Consider the following 19,510-nt stretch of genomic DNA (forward strand, 5'->3'; position numbering starts at 1 on the left):
CCTTCCTGGGGCCGGAGCTGGTCTCCGACCCAGTCTTGCGTCGCCGACGTTCTCCGACCTCAGCCCAATGACGTGTCCCGGGTGCCGCCGGGTCAAGGCCGGCTGCCCCCCGGAGACGGACGTGGAGGATCTTCCCCGTGGCCGGGAGTCGTTGGTCCCTACCGCACACCACCCAGCGGGTCGACGGTGGCGTGGTGGGCGTCTGGCCCCGTGACGCCCCGCGTGGAGGTGCTCCCGATGACGACCGTCCCGCACCCGGCGTCCGGCCCCACGACCAGGTCGACGCCGTCTCGCAACCGGTGGCAGCAGGTCCTCCTCAGCTGTGGGCTGGTCTCCTCCGTGCTGTGGCCGCTGACCGCCGAGACGCTGGCCGCCCTGCTCTACGACGACTACGACTCTCGGTCACAGACGGTCAGCGAGCTGTCCGCGATCGGCGCCCCCACGCGCGCGCTCCTGACCGTGGAGGGCGCACTGTACTGCGCGCTGCTGGTCGCGTTCGGGATCGGCGTGTGGCGCGCCGCTATGGGCAACCGCCCCCTGCGCGTCACTGGCGCTCTCCTGTTCACCTATGGCGCCATGGGTCCGCTGTGGTACCCCTTCCCCATCTCGGCGAGGGCGGACATCGTGCCCAACACACCCATGGGACTGACCGATGTCATGCACATCGTGCTCGGGGCGGCCGACACGGTGTTGATGCTGTCGATGCTGGGCTTCGGGGCCATGGCCCTCGGCCGGCGGTTCCGGGTGTACTCCCTGCTCACCCTGGCGACGGTGGTGGGTTTCGGAGCGCTGACCTTCGGCTCCATCCCCCAGGTGGCGGCGGGTGAGCCCACGCCGTGGCTCGGGGTCATCGAGCGCATCTACCTCGGCGCGTTCCTGCTGTGGGTCGCCGTGCTCTCCGTGGCGCTCCTGAGGTCCTCGACATCGCAGGGGCCGATGCGTGGCGGCGACGGCGACGACGGGTGACCGATGTCGCGTACCCGCCTCGCGGCATACCCCTGCCTGTCACAACCACGAGGGCTGTGCTGTCTCCATGGATGGGGGCAGTCTTCGAGGAAGGGAGTGCACGATGAAGGTGTTCGTCGCAGGAGCGACCGGCGCGATCGGGCGGCAGCTCGTGCCGCGGCTGGTCGAGGCGGGCCACGAGGTCCACGGCATGACGCGCAGCGCGTCGAAGCAGCAGCTGCTGCGCGACCTCGGCGCGGTGCCCGTCGTCGCAGACGCGCTCGATGCCACCGCGGTCGCCGAGGCCGTCGGACGGGTGCAACCGGACGTGATCGTGCACCAGCTGACGTCCATCGGGCCGATGGACCTGAGGCACTTCGACGGCGCGTTCGCGATGACGAACCGGCTGCGCACCGAGGGCACGGACCACTTGCTCTCCGCCGGTCAGGCCGTCGGGGTGCAGCGGTTCGTCGCGCAGAGCTTCTTTGCTGCCTACGAGCGCATCGGCGGACCAGTCAAGTCCGAGGAGGACTCGTTCGGGCCGCACCCGGCGAAGGAGATGCGGCAGACGGTCGCTGCGATCCGGCACGTCGAGGACTCGGTGCTCGCCGCGACCTGGACCGAGGGGATCGTACTGCGCTACGGCGGGTTCTACGGGCCGGGCACCTCGCTCGGGCCGGCTGGCGAGCAGACCGAGGCTGTCCGCCGGCGCCGGTTCCCGGTGGTGGGCGACGGTGGCGGCGTCTGGTCGTTCATCCACATCGCCGACGCGGCCTCGGCCACCGTCGCGGCCATCGAGCGGGGCCGTCGCGGGATCTACAACATCGTCGACGACGAGCCGGCGAGGGTTGCCGAGTGGTTGCCGACGCTGGCGCGTACGTTGGGCGCCAAGGAGCCGAGGCACGTCCCCCGTTTCGTGGGACGGTTGCTGACGGGTGAGATCGGAGCGGTGATGATGACGGAGCTGCGTGGAGCGTCGAACGCCAAGGCCAAGCGTGAGCTCGGCTGGAGCCCGGCGCGCCCGAGCTGGCGGCAGGGGTTCCGTGAGCTGATGCAGACAGCGCATGAGGACGCGCGGCCTGACACAGCGGGGCCTGACACGGCGCGGGCGACAGGCCAGGAGGTGACGTGAGGTCCCGGGACGAGCTGCTCGACGAGCTGCGGCCAACCTCGTTCGCCATCGCCTACCGGATGCTCGGCAGCGTCACCGAGGCCGAGGACGTGGTGCAGGAGTCGCTGCTGCGGGTGCACCAGAGGCTCGACGCCGGCGAGGAGATCGCCTCACCCCGGGCCTTCGTCGCGACGGTCACGACCAGGCTGGCGATCAACGAGCTGCGCACTGCGCGCGTTCGGCGCGAGCGCTACGTGGGCGAGTGGCTGCCCGAGCCGATCATCACTGACGGCTCCGCCGAGGCCGGTGACCCCGCTGGGCACGCTGAGACTGCGGACTCGCTGTCGCTGGCCATGCTGGTGCTGCTCGAGAGCCTCTCCCCCGAGCAGCGCGCAGTGCTGCTGCTGCACGACGTGTTCGGCTACGGGTACGCCGAGATCACCGACATCGTCGGCACCACCGAGGAGAACGCCCGCCAGCTCGCCTCACGTGCCCGCCGTCACGTGAAGGAGCGCCGGCCGCGGTTCAGCACGACGCGCGAGCAGCAGCAGGAGCTGGCCCAGCGGTTCTTCGCCGCAGCCCAGCAGGGCGACCTCGCCGGGCTCGAAGCCCTGCTCGCCCACGACGTCGAGCTCACCGGCGACGGTGGCGGCAAGGTCCCGGCACTGGCGCGGTCGCTGCGGGGTCGCAGCCGGGTCGCCCACACGCTGACGAACTGGCTGAGGCTGCTCGCCCGGTTCCCTCAGGTGTCGGTGCGCCCGGTCGAGGTCAACGGCGACCCGGGAGCCGTGTTCCTCGACGACCAGGAGCGCCTGCTGGCCGTGTGGGCGCTCGACGTCGCCGATGGCCAGGTCGCCGGCATCCGCTCGATCGTCAACCCCGACAAGCTCGCCCACCTCGGCCCGGTCGGCGACGCCACCGCCATCCTCCGCTCGGCTCGGTGAGCGGGTGCGTCGCTCCGGCGGTGGTCGGTCAGACGCGTTGTCCTTGAACGGAACTACCCGGTATGCCGCGTGCCGCACCCTGGGTGCGCACGCGGCATACCGGCTGGACTGTGACTAGAGGCGAACCTTCACGCCGCCGGAGAACGCCGAGTCGTGCAGCTCGAGGCTGGTGAGCTTCGCGCCCTTGGGGATGTCGAAGTAGACCGTGCCCTTGACCGCGTTGCCGGGGTTGATCTCCTCCCACAGCACCTGCGACGACTCGTCGGCCATCGACGCCATCGAGTTGGCCGAGAACCTCCGACCCTTGGTGTCGAAGGCGTGCTGGTTGTCGGCGAACATCGACTGCGGCTCGTCGCCGATGTTCTCGACGGTGAGCTGCACCGCGCAGAACTGGCCCTGCGCCTTCTCCTGGAGGTACGGGTTGTCCCCCACCACGGGAATGCCGCACTTCACGCTGCGCACGGTGAACGCGAACTTGCCGTCACGGACCGCCTTGCCGACCTGCGACTTCGGCGGAGCCGGCTTCGCCGCAGGGGCGTTCGTCGCCGGAGCCGCCTTGGGCGAGCCCTTGGCGGTGGGCCTGGGTGACACCTTCGCGGCCGGTGCGCTGGTGGCGCTGCTGCTCGAGTCGGCCGCCACGGGAGCCGCGTCGACGCCCTCGGTGCCATCGCCACCGGACAGCGCCGAGCCGAACACCACCAGGGCGAGCAGGCCCGCCGGGATCAGGATGCGCTTCCTGAACCACGGACGCGGCGCCTTCACGTCGGCCGCTGCGCCCTGGACCATCGGCGCCGGTGCGCCGGTCGGTGACGGAGCCTGCCCGGGGGCGAAGTGCTCGGTCCACTGCTGGCCGTCCCAGTACCGCAGACGGCCATCCTCCTGCGGGTACCAACCCGCCGGTGATGCGCTCATTGCTTCCTCCTTCATCTCTCACGCAGGCATGGCGAAGGAAGGCATCACGACATCGAGCCATGGCGGCTCTGGTGAGCTGGTCGACCCCACTGCGCCGACTGGCGCAGCCCCCTCGTTCCTGCACTGAGAACGCTAGAGGTGACCACCGACAATGCTTGTCCGGCAACAGCGCCGGAGCTGTTCGGCCATCACGCGTGCGTGGTGCCGGGGCGACGCCGCGAAGCGGGCGACGATGTCGGCAGCGTCACCCAATGATTCGCCGCAGGAGGACCTCGCCCTCGGGGTCGAGCTCTCCTGTCGGCACGAATCCGAGTCGGGCGTAGAAGCCGGCTGGACCCCCGTCGCCGGGCACATGGCTGGTGAGCAGCTCGGCGCCACCGTGATCGCGCACCAGCTCCACGACCTGTCGCACGACCTCCTGGCCGTAACCCTTGCCCTGGTGCCGGTGGTCGATGAGCAGCTTCCAGAGGAACCAGGGGCCGTTGATCTCGGGCGGCTGGGGCTCGACGTCCCAGCTCAGCATGACGAACCCGACCGGCTGTTCGTCGGCGTAGACGGCTCGGAACCAGGGGTTCCCGTGCGGGTTCGCATCGGCTTCCGCCAGCGAGTCGGCCACCGTGGAGACGAACCGTTCCTGATCGGGAGAGGTGCGCAGCGCGAGGACGGACTCGGCGTTGTCCTCGGTGATCTCCCGCAAGGTGATCGTCACGGAAACACAATAGGGCGGGCGACCTGCTGGTTCGGCCCGATTCCGCGTGCCCGCTGGTCTGTGACCTTCGGGGTTCTCCTCAGGCCCGGAAGGACACTGGCGCGCGCGGACTAGTGCCGGCGGTATACCTCTAGGCGGCGCCAGGCGGACGGCACCAGCGTGAGCGCCAGCAGCCCAACGCCGCTGGCTCCGATGCCGGCTGAGATCTCGACGTCGCCTGAGGTCGTCCACCGGGCGACGTCGCGGGGCGTCATCGCATCGACGTTGCGTCCGACGCGGTAGACGACCTGCAACGGTGGCCGGTAGCTGGTGGCCGCCGTGGGCTCCTGCCACCCGGAGAACCACAGTCGGCCGTGCAGAGTCGGGTCCAGCTCGAACGCATGCAGCCCATACAGGTCAACCCACACACCGTCCGCCACGCCCGCGATGCGCACCTGGACCCGGTCAACCTCATGCCACCCGCCGCCCTTGGCTCGCCGGTGGTGGACGTGCACGCGGACGTCCGAGACGGTCACCGTCTGCCCCGAGGCTGCGAGCGCGAGAGCACGGCGATGATCGGCCCAGTCGAAGGGCAGCGAGATGAGGCCGAAGGCAATGGCGATGGTGGCGAAGACGCGCAGCGATCCGGTGCGACCGCTGATGCGCTTCCCCTGTCGAGCTCTCGGACGGCTGCCGTCTCCTCCCGTCAGCCCCAGGCGTCGACGCTGCTCATGGGTCGGCCGGTGCTCACGCCGCCCTGCGCGCCGCTCCTGACCCGGCCGTGGCTTCTTCACGCGACCTCCACTCCAGGGCTCATTCGCTGCAGCCGCGTTCGGCGGGGCGGGTGTCCCCATCGACCAGGAAGCGCGTGACGGCTGAGTCAACGCACCCGTCGCCCTGGAAGGCTGCGGTGTGCCCGAACAAGCCGGTGCGCAGGTGCACCGCACCGGGCATCAGCGCGGTGAGACGGTCGGCCGCCGCCTCCGGGGTGGCGGGGTCAGGGCTGTTGCTGAGCACGAGCGCATCCACGCGTCCCGGCAGACGGTTCGACGGCGCGTTGCGGGGCGGCACCGACCAGTCCTCGCACGCCACCGCGTCAGCCGCGAGCAGCTTCCCGAAGGCCGCGGAAGTCGCCTCGATCTTGACCCGATCACCCTCGCTCACGGCCTCACGCGGTTCGTCCAGGCACTGCGTGCCGGCCGCAGCGCCATTGACAGCAACCGTGTTCACCACTGGCCCGGAGCCGGCGAGCTCGTCGAACACCTCGACGAACGGTGCCGGGTCCCCCTCGCGCAGTGCGACCAGCACGTCGTCGAACTCGTAGGCATATCCGGGGTGGTAGAGCGCCCGGAGCATCGTGCCGGTGAGGAGGTCCTCGTCGACCTCGGCCAGCACGTCATGTGACTCGACGGGGACGGGGTTGGCATCGAGGCGGTCCTGCAGCTCGACGATGGAGGACAGCACCTCCTCCTCGGTGTCTCCCAGCCCGCACCCGCCTTCGACGCAGTCGGCGGCAACCTCCCACAGCGCGTCCTGCGCGGTCCGGGCCCGTGCCAACGCACTGTCCGCTGGCGCCACCCCCGGTGCCACCGCGCCGTCAAGTACCAGCCGCTCGACCCGCTGCGGGAACAGGCGCGCGTAGTGGTAACCGAGCAGGCTGCCGTACGAGTAGCCGAGCACGTTGAGCTTGGGCACCTTCAGCGCCGAACGGAACAGGTCCACGTCGCGGGCGAAGTCCTCGGTGGCGAGGTGACCGATCAAGCTGGGCTGCCGCTGTGCGCACGACTGCCCGAGCTGCCGCCTTGCCGCTCGCAGGGCCTGCCGTTCCTCGTCGGTGTCCGGGGCCAGGTCCAGGGCGTCCATCGCCTGCGTCGAGTCACCGCCCAGACAGCTCAACGAGCCGGACTCCCCCACCGCCCGCGGGTCCATCACCACGACGTCGAAGGCGGCCCGGACCACCTCCGGCAGGTCCTCAGCGAAGGGACGGGCGAAGGCGGTGGCCGGCTCCCCGGGCCCGCCCGGGTTGACGAAGAGCACCCCGGACGCCTTGCCACTACTGGCCGGCACCCGCAGCACGGCCAACTGCTGCTCGCCCTTCTGCGGGTCGGCAAAGTCGGTCGGCACCCGCAGGTAGGCGCACTGCGGCTCGCCGGGCTTGGCCTCCCCCGCCTGGAACGACTGCCCGTCGCCGCAGCCGCGCCAGGCGAGCGCTTGACCGGAGAACCCCGCGAGGTCGGGCTCGGCGGCAGGTCTGATGTCGCGCGCGTCGGGGCAACCGGCAGCGAAGGCAGCCACGATCAGGAGGCCGGCCCACGCCTTCCGAGCCACCACATCCCCCGTCCCGGTTGTGGACCAACCGCCGCTGGAGTGTAGGCGCTGCGTGCCGCCGCCCATGCGCGACGCACGTGCCCACTCGCCGCCACGTGCGGGACGCATCAGTTGTTGAGCGCGGCGGCGATGGCGAGCGCCTTGCGGCGCGCCTGGTCGTCCGTCAGCCCGAGCATGGTGGTGGAGACCACGACGTGGGTGTCGGCCGACGCCCTGACGTGTCCCTTCGCTGTCGCGATGGGCTGCCCCGTCGCCACCCACAGGGCGGTCGCGGGCTTGAAGCTCGAGTCGTATGCCGTGCCGTAGACGACGCGTCGCTGCTTCTCCGATGTCACGAGCTGGCTGTCCCACCTCTTGTGGTCAGCGCTCATTCGGATGCCCACGAGGACGGTGGACGCGTCGTCCAGTCGCGTCCCCCAGGCGCATCCGCTGCTGACCATCACCGGCTGGACTCTGCGGCCGAGTACCTTGGCGACCTCCGCACCGGTCGCCCGGGCACAGTCCGTCGGTGCGAGGGCCGGCACCACCGGCTTCGGCTTCGGCGGGGCCTTCGCGGGCGCCTTCGTCGGCGAGGCCTTCGCAGTCGTGGGCGGCTTTGCCTTCGCTGCGCTGGACGGCTTGGCGGATGGAGCCAATGGAGTAGGAGCCACGGTGGTGGGAGCCGCGTTCGGCTCGCCGACTTCGGTCAGCGAGGTGAACAAGGCAGTCAGGAGCACCGGCATCACCGTGACGAGGAACCATAGGCTCCCCAGCATCATGACCAGGCCGACGAGGGCCCGCAGCAACCGGCCCGCGAAGGAGCGCTGCGCACCGCCACGAGGAGTGGACGGACGACGCTGCCGACGCGTCGCGTGCTTGACGGGCTTCTGCCGTGCGGCCGCCTGGCCCATCGCTGCCAGCAGCGCCGGATCGGTGGTCGTCGAGGGGAAGTCGGTCATGGCACGGGTCACGACCCGTCCGGCCGTCTCGCGGTCCAGCACGTAGGGCTGGGCGTTCAGCCAGTCCACGAGCTTGGAGACCGGCACGACCCAAACTCCCTGCAGCATCTGATGCTCGCCGAACTCTGCCTCGTGGGCTCCGGCGAGGCAGAGCACCGGAGTGACCGGCCGGCCGCTCTCGACCGCCATGTAGGCGGCCATGCCGTGCACCTTCTTCAGCTCGGCGGCGAGGTTGAGCGAGACGCGGTCCCCAGCCTGCACGGTGTGCTGGAACAGCCCGCCCTCCCACGCCATGACCCGTCCCGCACGGTTCTTCGCGTCGACCAGGAACATGCCGCCCGGCCCGATGACCACGTGGTCGAGGTTCGCCTCCGACTGCCCCGGCCGCAGCAGCCGGTCGTGCAGCACCGTCCACGCCTCACGCAGGTTCGACAGCTCGGCGGCCACGCGCCGCTCACCCTCGGCGCCGGCCGCCCACGCACCCGCAGCCGAGTCCGAAGACGCACCGAGCTCCTCGGCCTTGCGTTCGGCGCTTCCTCCCCCGACAGCCATGACGGCCAACCCCTCTCAAAGCGAACGACTGATGCTAGGAAGACGCCGGGTCGGCACGCAGGCGATCAGGCCGACAATGCGACAAACCTGACCAAAGGTCTGACCGCTGCCCTACTCTGCCGCCGTGGAGCGACCCTCTATGAGCCCGCTGGAGCAGGCGCTGGAGCGCCTGACGTCGCTGCGCCAGTACCAGCACCACGGGAAGCGCGTGCCGCACAAGCCGCTGCTCGTGCTGCTCGCGCTCGGGCAGCTCGAGGCCACCGGCTCGAGCGCGGTCACCTGAGAGCAGGCCCAGACGCGCTTGGCCGATCTCATCCGCGAGTTCGGACCGCAGACCAAAACCGGCGCCAAGCAGTCAGCCGCCTACCCGTTCACCCGGCTGCGCTCCGACGGTGTCTGGGCGCTCGACGCAGATGTGCCCAACGATGTCGTGGGTGACCTCGACCGGGCCCAGCCGACCGGACGCCTCGACTCAGCGCTCGAGGCCCAGCTGCGGGATGCGACGACCCGCGCCGCCGTGGCCAGGACCCTGGTCGAGGCACACTTCCCGGACACGGTGGCGCCCGACGTCCTCATCGCCGCGGGCCTCGATGCCGACGCCGTCCTTCATGGCGGGACGCTCCTCGGCGCAGCAACACCCCAACGACAGCGGAGTTGGCGCTGGTCCTGGAGATCCTCAATGCCTGGGACGAGAGCTGCGCCTTCTGCGGCTACGACGGGCGGCTCGGCTCCACTCCGGTGGGTCTCGAGGCCGCCCACGTCCGCTGGTTCAACCTCGGCGGACCCGACGACCTCGACAACGGGCTCGCGCTCTGCTCGTTGCACCACAAGCTCTTCGACCGTGGCGCGCTGGGCCTGTCCCCCGAACTCACCATCGTGGTATCCCCCGGCTTCACCGCCCGCACCGAGGCGAGCAAGCGGGTCTACGACCTGCACGGCCGCGAGCTGCAGCCACGCCCGGGAGCGGCAACTCCGGCGGAGCACCACCGCGCCTGGCACGAGGACCAGGTCTTCAAGTCCGCTGCGTAGGAGTCATGCCTGGCCGTCGCGGTTGACCCGCCGGCTCGACGGATGCCCGGGCGGCGGCGGGGCGACGATGTATCCGGAGCGAACATCGCCGTAGACGCGCAGCGCGTCGCGACGGTTGCCCCACAGCCACGCCAGATGCGCGCAGACGATGGCGTCGATCTCGTCCTCGATCCGCTCGAGGTCCGCCTTGCGCGCCGGTGCTGCCGCGATGGCGCGCAGCTGCGCCCACCGGCCGTTCCGCTGGAGCTTCAGCTCGGGCAGGTGACGCTCCATCGAGTCCAGCAGCACCTCGTATGCCGCCTGGAGGCTGGCGAGGTCGCGCCCTCTCTTGCCCTTGTAGGGCAGCGTGTAGGGCAGCGAGAACAGGCCGACCATGGCCGGGTGCGGGTAGACCTCGATGCAGCCGGGGGCTCCGGGACGACCCGCCTGGGCAGGGTCGGTGCTCCAGTGGAGGGCAGCTGCCAGCATCGCCGCGCGCGGCGGGTCGAAGTGCGGGTTCGAGGTGTTCGCGGGATAGGCGCCGGCGCCATACCTGCCGAAGACGGCACCGATCTCGCGCTCACACGGCCGCTGGCCGGTCGGGTTGGCGACGATGAGTGGAGCGTCCACGGCCACCGTGGCCAGTGCATCGGCATACGGAGCGAGGAAGTCCCGGATCTCGGCGTCGGTGTGCACCGAGGCAGACGCCATCAAGGAACCGCCCGCGGAGACGACGGCCAGACCGGTGCGGGCGCGCCGCCCCCACGCCAGGTCGATGCCCGCGAACAACGGGGCGGCCGAAGTCGCCGAGGGAAGCACGTGCCGAAGTATGCCGCGCGGCGGCGAGCAGGCCTGCGCTGGGCGGCGTCACAGTTGTGCCGCGACGCCGCCCCGATGCTTGGGCGCCCTAGTAGCCCAGCACCTTGTAGGTGACGACCAGTCGGACCTGGCCGATGTCGTAGTCGTTCAACTCGTAGGTGTTCGGCAGGTACAGCGACGCCTCGACCACACGTCCGGAGCTGACCAACCCGGAGGGCGACACCGTCCCAATGGTGCGCCAGGCGTTGGAGGTCCCAGTGCTGATCTCCTTGGTGTAGCTGTAGGTGTCCGTCCCCCACTTGGTGAAGCCGGCGCCCAGCTTGGAGGGGTACAGCGAGTTGCCGTACGTGTCCAGGCGGAGGGAGCTGTAGCTGTAGGCCGCCGGCAGGGTGAAGCGGTACGCGGCGGCCGCGATCTCTCCGTCGTAGTAGCAGGTGTTGGCCAGCCACAGGCCGTTCGGGTAGAAGTCCGAGCTCCAGGGGTCGGCGTCGGCGCAGGAGGTGTCACTGCCACCGGCCCACTCGTAGTCGGCGCCGTACCTGGCCAGCGTCGCCGTCTTGGTGACGAGCTTCTTGCTGCTCACGTACACCGGGTACCGCGAGCTGTAGCGCCGGTTCCCTGCCGTGTCCTGCGCGGTGAGCGTCCAATAGTAGGTGCCGCCGGCGACCTGGTAACCGGAGCCGGTGCGCCCGTTCCACGAAAGGTAGGTCCGACCGGCCGACCGGAGCGCCGAGACCGAACGCACGACGGTGCCCGCGCTGTTCTTGACCGTCAGCGTCACCGTCGCCTTCTCGTTCAGCGTGAACGCCGGCGAGAAGCTGTCCTTGTAGCCGTCGGCATACGGGTAGAAGGTCGTGCCGCTCCCGCTGATGGACGACATGGTCGGGGACCCGAGGTCCACCGTGACGTTGGCCACCGCCGACCCGCGCAGGGTGGTGGTGCCCGAGGTGCGGCTGGTCACCAGCTCGAGCTTGTAGGTGCCGCTCGGTGCGCGGGTGCCGCCGTTGACGTAGCCGTTCCAGGTGTAGGTGTGCCAGCCGGCGTACTGGGTGCCCAGGTTGAGCGGGCCTCGGACGACGCTCCCCGCGGCGTTGCGCACCTGCAGCTTCACCGCTTCGGTGTCGGGCAGGGACCACGTGGCCTTGGTGGTGTCCGAGCGCTTGTCACCGTTCGGGCTGAACACCGCCGGGGAGACAGAGGTCAGCTTCGGGTGGAGGGAGAGGTTCTTGAACGACACCGACGACGACGGGCCGCTGCAGTCGCCGGCCGTGGTGCAGCTGACCGCCTTGAGGGTGTGCGTGCCGTCGGTGAGCGCGCTCACCGGGTAGGTCATGGAGTACGGCGCCGAGGTGTCGAGACCCTTGCGCACGCCGTCGACGTAGAAGCCGACCGCACCGCCACTCGCCGTGGCCGTGAAGGTGGCGCTGCCCGACACGGTCTGGGACGCCGTCGGGGAGGTGATCACGGGGGCCGGGTTCGACAGCGTCACCGGGATGGCCTCACCTGGCGTGTTGCACAGGTCAGCCACGCTGCAGGCCGCCACGGCGACCGTGTGGGCCCCGTTGGCCAGGCCCCAGGTGGGCCAAGTGGCCCGCGCGGTGCCGTCCACCGTCGGCACGAGTCCGCCGAGCGGGGCCCCGTCGACGAGGAAGCGCACCTTGGGAGCCTGTGATGCCGCGGACAGGTCCACCACGCCGGACACCCCGGCGCCGGTCGTCGGTGCGGTCAGGACTGGCACCGAGTCAGGTGCGACGGTGTCGAGAGCCTGCCGGAAGTCGACCTGCCCCGCGCCGAGGCCGAGGCCCGCGTAGCCGTGGGCAGAACGCGTGATGGCCGTGCGGAGGTCGGTCGCCGCGATCCCCGGCCGCAGGGACTTCAGCAGCGCAGCCTCCGCCGCCACGATCGGCGTGGAGAAGGACGTGCCCTGTGCCAGGTCGTAGCCGCTCGCGAAGTTGCTGCTGCCCTCCGTGGGGGTCGTGCTGGTGATGGCGGTGCCCGGGGCAGCGACCGTCACCCAGCTGCCGTACTGGGAGAAGCCGGCCCGCTGGCCAGCAGCGTCCGTGGCGCCCACGGCGATGACCTGCGGGTATGCCGCCGGGTAGCTCGGCGTGGTGGTCCCGTCGTTGCCCGCGGCGGCGACCACCAGGACACCCTTGCCCACGGCGTACGCGACCGCGTCGCTCTCCATCTGGTCGGGGGTGCCGCTGCCCAGGCTCAGGTTGATCACGTCGGCGCCGTGGTCGGCGGCCCAGATGATGCCCGATGCCAGGGTGTCGGTCCAGATGTCGCCGACGGAGTCAGCGACCTTCACCGCCAGCACGCTTGCGCCCATGGAGGCGCCGGCGATGCCGATGCCGTTGTCACCGGTGGCTGCCGCGACGCCGGCGACGAAGGTCCCGTGGCCGATCGCGTCGGTCACATCGGAGCTCGTGTCCACCGCGTTGTAGCTGCCTGCGATGCGGCCGGTCAGGTCGGGGTGGTCGACGTCCACGCCGCTGTCGACCACGGCGATCCGCACGGCCGGGTCTGCTGTCTTGACGTCCCAGGCCGCCGGGGCGGTGACGGCGTCGAGGTAGGGCGCGGTGGCGGCGTAGCTCTCGTCGTTGGGCACGTAGTCGAAGGTGCGGCGGCCGACGACGTGCACGCTCTGGACGTCGCGGCGCTGGCGGAGGCGGTCTGCGACGAGGCCTGCCATGGCCTTGGGCACCTCGACCGAGACGGTGCCGATCTGGCGCAGGACCTTCTGCTGCCGTCCGCCCTGGGCCTTGGCTGCGAGCGCCACGTCATTCAGCGACGACGAACCGGCGGACGCACCGCCACGGGCCTTGACCGCCAGCCGCACGACGTCGGAGGAGGCGGCTCGATCCGTGGAGAGCCGGCGCAGCGCGTTGTTGCGGTGGTCGCGCTTGTCTGGTGCCTTCGCCGAGTCGAGTCGCTTGGTCCGCTGCGACGCGAGCTGCTCGAGGCGCTCCTTCTTGGTGACGTCGGGCTTCCGCGACGTGTCGGCGCCGAGTGCGGCCGAGGCGGCCGGCACGGCCAGACCCAGCGCGAGAACGGCAGAGATCATGGAACGTCGGCGTGCAGCCGGCATTGAACCCCCTGGATGGTCGGAGCCTGCCCGGCCCCGGAAGGTGTCTCCGTCAGATAACGGCGAATCGACCATTTCCTACCGTGTGGGGCGCCCCTTTCGCGCCCTTTCTCACGACTCTCGGCCGTTCGGCTGACGCCAGGCACCTCAGCGGAGGAGGCCCGGGATCCGGCAATGCGCCCGAGGCCTGCTCCCCCATGCGGGTTTGCTGCGATGGCGCGCAGTTGCTCACAACTTCCGGGGGGTGGCATCGGTCACCCGGCCAGGATCGGCGTCAGGTGAGGCTGGGTCCGCGTCAACGCGCGGTGATGTATGAGGCCAAGGGCGCACGGCGCACAAGCGGGGCACCGCGCCCCGGCTCCCCCGTGCCGGAGGCGCGGCGCCCCGATCGTTCCCCCGATGCCCTCCGCCGGCGACGTCCCGATGGCCGTCTGCGGAGGACGCGTGGGTCAGCGCGCCTGGGCTGCGCTGAAGATGCCGAACAGTGCGTCGCCGTACTTGGCGAAGAAGTGGTCGACGCCCTTGCCGTCGCCGGACTTCGTCGACAGCGCCTCCAGCTCGTTCTGGGAGCGCGGGATGGTGAACTTCTCGAACATCGTGACGCTGAGCGGGATGCCCTGCGCCTCCGTCTGCTCGAGCGCCCAGGCGAGCTGCTCCTCGGTGAGCGCCTCGCCGCCGAAGAACAGGTGTGCCTCGGCGAAGAGGTCGGACATCTGCAGGGTGTACCAGTTGGCCGAGAAGGCGGTGGGCCCGGAGCGATCGCTCCGGGCCCACCGTTTACTAACTGCTGGAGTCAGCTGCAGCCGCTGGTGCTGCCGCAGCCCTCACAGACGTAGCAGGAACCAGCCGGGCGCATCTTCGTGCCGCAGGTCATGCAGATCGGCGCGTCAGCAGCCTTGCCCTGGAACTTCTCCAGCAGCTCGGCCGAGCTCGCCACACCGCTAACCTCACGAGCGGAGGCAGCGCCGGCGCCGAACTTCACCTCACCCGACTTGTCGTCCTTCGCCTCGGCCGGCTTGGCCGCCTTGGCGACGGGAGCCGACTGCTGCAGGCTCTCGAGCTCGTCCTCGATCTCCTCGTCCGACTCCTCGGAAACCGGGGCGTACGAACCGGTCTCGAGCTGGCGGGCCCGCTCCTCCGCGGTGTGGATCCCCATGAACGAGCGGGTCTCGAAGTCCATGTGGTCCAGCGCCAGGCGGCGGAAGACGTAGTCCATGATCGACTGCGCCATGCGCACGTCCGGGTCGTCCGTGAGGCCGGCCGGCTCGAAGCGCAGGTTGGTGAACTTCTCGACGAAGGTCTCCAGCGGCACGCCGTACTGCAGGCCGATCGAGACGGCGATCGAGAAGGCATCCATCACGCCGGCCAGGGTCGAGCCCTGCTTGCCGAACTTGAGGAAGATCTCGCCCAGCTCGCCGTTCTCGTAGGTGCCGGCAGTGAGGTAGCCCTCGGCACCGCCGACCGCGAACGAGGTGGTCTGCGAGGTCCGGCGCTTCGGCAGGCGCTTGCGCACCGGGCGGTACTCGACGACCTTCTCGACCTTGGCCTCGACGGCCGCGGCCTCAGCAGAGGCAGCCTTGTCCTTGGCGGCCGAGCCACCATCGGACAGCGGCTGGCCCACCTTGCAGTTGTCGCGGTAGACCGCGATCGCCTTGAGGCCGAGCTTCCAGCCCTGCATGTGGACGTCCTCGATCTGCTCGATCGTCGCGTCCTCCGGCAGGTTCACCGTCTTGCTGATCGCGCCGGACAGGAACGGCTGCACCGCGGCCATCATGCGCACGTGGCCCATCGGGGAGATGGCGCGCGCACCCATCGCGGTGTCGAACACCTCGTAGTGCTCCGGCTTCAGGCCGGGCGCGTCGATGACGTGGCCCTTGTCGGCGATGTACTCGACGATCGCCTCGATCGACTCCTCCTGGTACCCGAGCTTCTTCAGCGCGCGCGGGATGGTCAGGTTGACGATCTGCATCGAGCCGCCGCCGACGAGCTTCTTGAACTTCACCAGCGAGAAGTCGGGCTCGATGCCGGTGGTGTCGCAGTCCATCATGAAGCCGATGGTGCCGGTCGGGGCGAGCACCGACGCCTGGGCGTTGCGGTAGCCGTTCCTCTCCCCCACCTTCACCACGGCGTCCCACGCCTTGGTGGCGGCGCGGTGGATGTCGGAGTCCATCGCGTCGAGGGTGCGGATCGCGTCGTTGGCGGCCTGGTGCTTGCGCATCACGCGCTTGTGCGCGTCCGCGTTCCGGGCGTACCCGGCATACGGCCCGACGACGCCGGCGAGCTCGGCGGAGCGCTTGTAGGCGGCACCGGTGAGCAGCGAGGTGATCGCCGCGGCGAGCGAGCGCCCACCCTCGGAGTCGTAGCCGTGGCCGGTGGCCATGAGCAGCGCGCCGAGGTTGGCGTAGCCGATGCCGAGCTGGCGGTAGTCACGGGTGGTCTCGCCGATGCCCTCGGTCGGGAAGTCGGCGAAGCAGATGGAGATGTCCATCGCCGTGATGACGAGCTCGGCGACCTTCTGGAACGTCGCCACGTCGAAGGTGTCGTCGTCCTTGAGGAACTTCAGCAGGTTGAGGCTCGCCAGGTTGCACGAGGAGTTGTCGAGCGACATGTACTCCGAGCACGGGTTGGACGCGGTGATGCGGCCGGTCTCGGGGTTGGTGTGCCAGTCGTTGATGGTGTCGTCGTACTGCAGGCCCGGGTCGGCGCACTCCCACGCGGCCTTCGCGATGTCGCGGAAGAGCTTGCGGGCGTCGACCTCCTCGATGACCTCACCGGTGGTGCGGGAGCGCAGACCGAAGTTGGTGCCCTCCTCGACCGCGCGCATGAACTCGTCGGAGACGCGCACCGAGTTGTTGGCGTTCTGGTACTGGACCGAGGTGATGTCCTTGCCGCCGAGGTCCATGTCGAAGCCGGCGTCACGCAGCGCGCGGATCTTGTCCTCCTCGCGCGCCTTGGTCTCGACGAACTCCTCGATGTCGGGGTGGTCGACGTCGAGCACGACCATCTTCGCCGCGCGGCGGGTGGCGCCACCGGACTTGATGGTGCCCGCGGAGGCGTCGGCGCCGCGCATGAAGGAGACCGGACCGGAGGCGGTGCCACCGGAGGACAGCAGCTCCTTGGAGGAGCGGATGCGGGAGAGGTTCAGGCCGGCGCCGGAGCCGCCCTGGAAGATCTTGCCCTCCTCCTTGTACCAGTTGAGGATCGAGTCCATCGAGTCGTCGACCGCGAGGATGAAGCAGGCGGAGACCTGCTGCGGCGACGACGTGCCGACGTTGAACCAGACCGGGCTGTTGAAGCTGAACACCTGGTGCAGCAGGGCGTAGGTCAGCTCGTGCTCGAAGACCTCGGCGTCCTCGGGCGTGGCGAAGTAGCCGTGGTCCTTGCCGGCCTTGACGTAGGTCAGCACGACGCGGTCGATGAGCTGCTTGAGGCTCTGCTCGCGCTTCTCGGTGCCGAGCGCGCCACGGAAGTACTTGGTGGTGACGATCGTGGAGGCGTTGATCGACCAGAAGTCGGGGAACTCGACGCCGCGCTGCTCGAAGATCGTCGCGCCGGTCTTCCAGTTCTGCTGGACGACGTCGCGCTTCTCCCAGGTCACCTCGTCGTAGGGGTGCACACCAGGGGTCGTGTAGATCCGCTCGATGGCAATGCCCTTGCCACGACCGTTCTTGCGGGCACCTGCACGTGCTCCGGCGGTTTCTGTCATTTGGTAGGCCTCCCTGACCCCTCGTGGTGGTGTGTGCTCTTCGTCAATTCTCGGTCCGACCACTGACAGTCGACGCTGTCCGTGGTCATCCCCCGTGCGGTCCTGCTGGCACTGCTGGTCTTGCCCGGCTGGGTGGTGCAGTGGTCGTGCTCTGTGCGTTGGTCCCGGTATGCCGCTTGCTCTGGGCCGGGCGGCATACCGGAGCTCTAGGGCTGCTTGCCGGAGCTGGGCTCCGCGGCGTTCTCGCTCGGCTCGACGCCGGTGGCGTCGCGCTCGGCACGCAGCAGCGTGATGGCGGCCTCGAAGTCCTCGAGGGAGTCGAAGGCCTGATAGACGGAGGCGAAGCGCAGGTACGCCACCTCGTCGAGCTCGCGGAGCGGACCGAGGATCGCCAGGCCCACCTCGTGGGCGTCGATCTCGGCGTGCCCCTGCTGGCGGATGCACTCCTCGACCCGCTGGGCCAGGAGGGCGAGGTCGTCCTCGGTGACCGGCCGGCCCTGGCAGGCCTTGCGGACCCCGGCGAGGACCTTGGAGCGGCTGAACGGCTCGGACGCGCCCGAGCGCTTGACCACGGTGAGGCTCGCGCTCTCGATCGTGGTGAAGCGGCGCCCGCACTCCGGGCACTGCCGGCGACGGCGGATCGAGCTCCCGTCGTCGGTGGTGCGCGAGTCCATCACCCGGGAGTCCGTGTGGCGGCAGAAGGGGCAGTGCATGTGGGGCTCCTTCCGCTGCGCTTCTCGACGTGCTTCCTGGGGACGACCATGTGGACCGTCTGGGGACAATCTGTGGGTAACCGGCCTGCGCCTGTGAACTACATGTGGACGAATGACAACGGTGTAACCACTAGATGTAGGGATATCTTGTCCCACCCCGACCCCCGATGCAAGCGGCTCGCTCAAACATCAGCCGAACGATGTATCGCCGCAGGTCAGAGCCGTGGGAGGCGCGCCGCGCCGTGACGGATGAGGCCCGTGTGACGCCGCCGGCGACCCCACATCTGGGGTGTGGACGCCCGCCCACACCCCAACATGTGGGGGCACCTGGGGTGGGCACGGGGGTGGGTATGCCGCGTGGCCGGCCCCGCGGCATACCCCCAGGCTCCCCGCGGCTCCCCTCTCGGCGTCGACACGCTGGGAAACGGCCCTTCAGCGCCCCTCGAAGGGCCCTTTCCCAGCGTGTCGTCGACCAGCGTGTCCTCGACCCGTCCTCAGCCCGGAGCCAGGGCCGGGTGCCTCCGACGGGCCGGCCGCTCCACCTGCGCGGTCTCCCCCACCGCGGCGTGCAGCGGCACCGCGACACCGAGGCACAGCACGGCGAGCAGCCCGAGGTAGAGCACACTCGCCCACAGGCCGTGCGGGGTGTCGAGGGCGAAGCTCGGTCCGCCGACAGCGGTGGCCGTGAAGACCCCCACCGACATGGCGCCGAGGGTGACCAGTCCCGCGAGCGCTCGCGGCACCACCCGCCCACGGCCGCACACGGCATACCCACCGAGCAGGCCGATCAGGGGCACGGCGAACGCCCCGGCGCCCACGCCGTCCTCGAGGATGGCGAGCGGGTCCGACAGGTCGGAGAACAGCACCGCCGCGAAGAGGAAGGGCGAGAGGGCCAGCCGGCGGCGGTATCGCGGGTCACCCGTGCGGCGCAGGTGTGCGGCCCACCCGAGCAGCCCGCCCGCCACCAGGCCGGGCAGCAGCACGAAGGCGAACGTGCCGACCCAGTCGACCCCCGACTCGTCCCCCGCCACCTCGGCCATGAAGCCCCGGAGGGCACAGGCCCAGGCGAGGCCGACGAGCGCACCGACCGCGACATGGCCCAGCACGTCCGAGCGCGCACGGGCGGCGCGGGGCTCGCCCGCCGGGTAGGGCAGCGCGGCCGCCACGCACAGCACGAGGACGTGCGTCAGGCCGAAGAGGGACACCCACGCCCCTCGGGCCGTGCTCATCGGCGCGTCCATGGTGCCGATGAAGGTGAGCAGCAGGAGCCCGAGCACGGCGACAACCGCAGCCGCGACACGGAGCACCGACCAGCGACGGCGACCGAGCACGAACCCGCCGGCGAGCGCGGTCGCGACAACCATGAGCGACCCGCTGCCGATGCCGCTGGTGATGAGCTGCTCGAAGATCGTGGGGTCGAGCAGGGCCGACGACAGCAGCAGCGGTGAGAGCGCCAGCCAGCGGGCCGTCCGCGTGCGGCCGGGGCGCCCGTGGGCAGCCCAGCCGAGGAGTGCCCCCACGGCCGTCCCCGGAAGCAGGAGGAGGGTGAACGTCATCCAGCTGAAGGTCGAGTCGTCCCCGACGAGCTGGACCATCCACGAGCGGAACCCCGCCGCCCACACCAGGCCGGCCAGGCCCCCGACCACGACGAAGGGAACCACGCTCGTCCCTGGCCAGGTGCGTGTCGGTGCCGTCGGCTGCGATGTCGAGACCACTGTGACCTCCCGCATCAGCGGAGCTGGCCCCTCGAGGCCATGC

Annotated in this window: 17 protein-coding genes; 5 read left to right on the plus strand and 12 right to left on the minus strand. The window is 70.2% G+C overall.

Features of this window, described 5'->3' with window-relative positions; translation table 11 throughout:
• Window positions 1-237 precede the first annotated feature (237 nt).
• The 3 genes from P2F65_RS02380 (at window position 238) to sigJ (ending at window position 3,000) form a co-directional block, all read left to right on the plus strand.
• Entirely contained in the window at window positions 238-966 is a 729-nt protein-coding gene (locus tag P2F65_RS02380) for a DUF998 domain-containing protein (protein ID WP_275803779.1), read from the plus strand.
• 103 nt (window positions 967-1,069) lie between these two features.
• Window positions 1,070-2,077: an NAD(P)-dependent oxidoreductase gene (locus P2F65_RS02385; protein WP_275803781.1), complete on the plus strand. Its 1,008-nt coding sequence runs from the start codon at window positions 1,070-1,072 to the stop codon at window positions 2,075-2,077.
• A complete protein-coding gene (sigJ, locus tag P2F65_RS02390; RefSeq protein WP_275803783.1) occupies window positions 2,074-3,000 on the plus strand; it encodes an RNA polymerase sigma factor SigJ in 927 nt (308 codons plus the stop codon). Before P2F65_RS02385 ends, sigJ begins: the two co-directional genes overlap by 4 nt.
• 114 nt (window positions 3,001-3,114) lie before the next feature.
• Here sigJ and P2F65_RS02395 read toward each other — a convergent pair whose 3' ends face one another.
• From P2F65_RS02395 to P2F65_RS02415, 5 genes are all read right to left on the minus strand, one after another.
• Entirely contained in the window at window positions 3,115-3,912 is a 798-nt protein-coding gene (locus P2F65_RS02395) for a DUF4352 domain-containing protein (RefSeq protein ID WP_275803785.1), read from the minus strand.
• Between the two features lie 244 nt (window positions 3,913-4,156).
• On the minus strand, window positions 4,157-4,621 hold the full coding sequence (locus tag P2F65_RS02400; RefSeq protein WP_275803787.1) for a GNAT family N-acetyltransferase: 465 nt from the start codon (window positions 4,619-4,621) through the stop codon (window positions 4,157-4,159).
• Between the two features lie 110 nt (window positions 4,622-4,731).
• Window positions 4,732-5,394, minus strand: coding sequence for a hypothetical protein (locus tag P2F65_RS02405; protein ID WP_275803789.1), 663 nt, complete (start codon window positions 5,392-5,394; stop codon window positions 4,732-4,734).
• A 19-nt stretch (window positions 5,395-5,413) separates the two neighbouring features.
• Entirely contained in the window at window positions 5,414-6,895 is a 1,482-nt protein-coding gene (locus tag P2F65_RS02410) for an alpha/beta fold hydrolase (RefSeq protein WP_275803791.1), read from the minus strand.
• Window positions 6,896-7,035: 140 nt separating this feature from the next.
• Complete coding sequence (locus tag P2F65_RS02415; protein WP_275803793.1) at window positions 7,036-8,418, minus strand: nuclease-related domain-containing protein; 1,383 nt, start codon at window positions 8,416-8,418, stop codon at window positions 7,036-7,038.
• Window positions 8,419-8,542: 124 nt separating this feature from the next.
• On the opposite strand from P2F65_RS02415, the gene P2F65_RS02420 reads away from it, so the two are divergent.
• Window positions 8,543-8,701 (plus strand): hypothetical protein, encoded by a 159-nt coding sequence (locus P2F65_RS02420; protein WP_275803795.1) that lies wholly within the window; start codon window positions 8,543-8,545, stop codon window positions 8,699-8,701.
• Between the two features lie 189 nt (window positions 8,702-8,890).
• Here the strand turns inward: P2F65_RS02420 and P2F65_RS02425 are convergent, their stop codons facing one another.
• Window positions 8,891-9,028 (minus strand): hypothetical protein, encoded by a 138-nt coding sequence (locus P2F65_RS02425; protein WP_275803797.1) that lies wholly within the window; start codon window positions 9,026-9,028, stop codon window positions 8,891-8,893.
• A gap of 44 nt (window positions 9,029-9,072) precedes the next feature.
• On the opposite strand from P2F65_RS02425, the gene P2F65_RS02430 reads away from it, so the two are divergent.
• Window positions 9,073-9,447 (plus strand): HNH endonuclease, encoded by a 375-nt coding sequence (locus P2F65_RS02430; RefSeq protein WP_275803799.1) that lies wholly within the window; start codon window positions 9,073-9,075, stop codon window positions 9,445-9,447.
• 3 nt (window positions 9,448-9,450) lie between these two features.
• On the opposite strand, the gene P2F65_RS02435 is transcribed toward P2F65_RS02430, so the two are convergent.
• From P2F65_RS02435 to P2F65_RS02460, 6 genes are all read right to left on the minus strand, one after another.
• Entirely contained in the window at window positions 9,451-10,245 is a 795-nt protein-coding gene (locus tag P2F65_RS02435; protein WP_275803801.1) for a DUF429 domain-containing protein, read from the minus strand.
• Between the two features lie 88 nt (window positions 10,246-10,333).
• Window positions 10,334-13,312: a S8 family serine peptidase gene (locus P2F65_RS02440; RefSeq protein WP_275803803.1), complete on the minus strand. Its 2,979-nt coding sequence runs from the start codon at window positions 13,310-13,312 to the stop codon at window positions 10,334-10,336.
• 470 nt (window positions 13,313-13,782) lie between these two features.
• Window positions 13,783-14,046, minus strand: coding sequence for a hypothetical protein (locus P2F65_RS02445; protein WP_275803805.1), 264 nt, complete (start codon window positions 14,044-14,046; stop codon window positions 13,783-13,785).
• 80 nt (window positions 14,047-14,126) lie between these two features.
• Window positions 14,127-17,039 carry a vitamin B12-dependent ribonucleotide reductase gene (locus P2F65_RS02450; RefSeq protein WP_275803807.1) on the minus strand — a complete coding sequence of 971 codons (2,913 nt, stop codon included), beginning with the start codon at window positions 17,037-17,039 and terminating at the stop codon, window positions 14,127-14,129.
• A gap of 206 nt (window positions 17,040-17,245) precedes the next feature.
• Complete coding sequence (gene nrdR / locus P2F65_RS02455) at window positions 17,246-17,752, minus strand: transcriptional regulator NrdR (protein WP_275803809.1); 507 nt, start codon at window positions 17,750-17,752, stop codon at window positions 17,246-17,248.
• Window positions 17,753-18,246: 494 nt separating this feature from the next.
• The gene (locus P2F65_RS02460) at window positions 18,247-19,413 is read right to left on the minus strand and encodes a hypothetical protein (RefSeq protein WP_275803811.1); all 1,167 of its coding nucleotides are present in this window, start codon (window positions 19,411-19,413) and stop codon (window positions 18,247-18,249) included.
• Window positions 19,414-19,510 lie beyond the last annotated feature (97 nt).

The organism is Knoellia sp. p5-6-4, assembly GCF_029222705.1.
Lineage (GTDB): Bacteria > Actinomycetota > Actinomycetes > Actinomycetales > Dermatophilaceae > Pedococcus_A.

Coding starts and splice junctions, on each gene's coding strand:
- P2F65_RS02385 (WP_275803781.1), top strand. CDS start 1,070: ATGAAGGTGTTCGTCGCAGGAGCGACCGGCGCGATCGGGCGGCAGCTC.
- P2F65_RS02440 (WP_275803803.1), bottom strand. CDS start 13,312: ATGATCTCTGCCGTTCTCGCGCTGGGTCTGGCCGTGCCGGCCGCCTCG.
- nrdR (WP_275803809.1), bottom strand. CDS start 17,752: ATGCACTGCCCCTTCTGCCGCCACACGGACTCCCGGGTGATGGACTCG.
- P2F65_RS02380 (WP_275803779.1), top strand. CDS start 238: ATGACGACCGTCCCGCACCCGGCGTCCGGCCCCACGACCAGGTCGACG.
- P2F65_RS02425 (WP_275803797.1), bottom strand. CDS start 9,028: ATGAAGGACGGCGTCGGCATCGAGGCCCGCGGCGATGAGGACGTCGGG.
- P2F65_RS02395 (WP_275803785.1), bottom strand. CDS start 3,912: ATGAGCGCATCACCGGCGGGTTGGTACCCGCAGGAGGATGGCCGTCTG.
- P2F65_RS02450 (WP_275803807.1), bottom strand. CDS start 17,039: ATGACAGAAACCGCCGGAGCACGTGCAGGTGCCCGCAAGAACGGTCGT.
- P2F65_RS02445 (WP_275803805.1), bottom strand. CDS start 14,046: ATGTCCGACCTCTTCGCCGAGGCACACCTGTTCTTCGGCGGCGAGGCG.
- P2F65_RS02415 (WP_275803793.1), bottom strand. CDS start 8,418: ATGGCTGTCGGGGGAGGAAGCGCCGAACGCAAGGCCGAGGAGCTCGGT.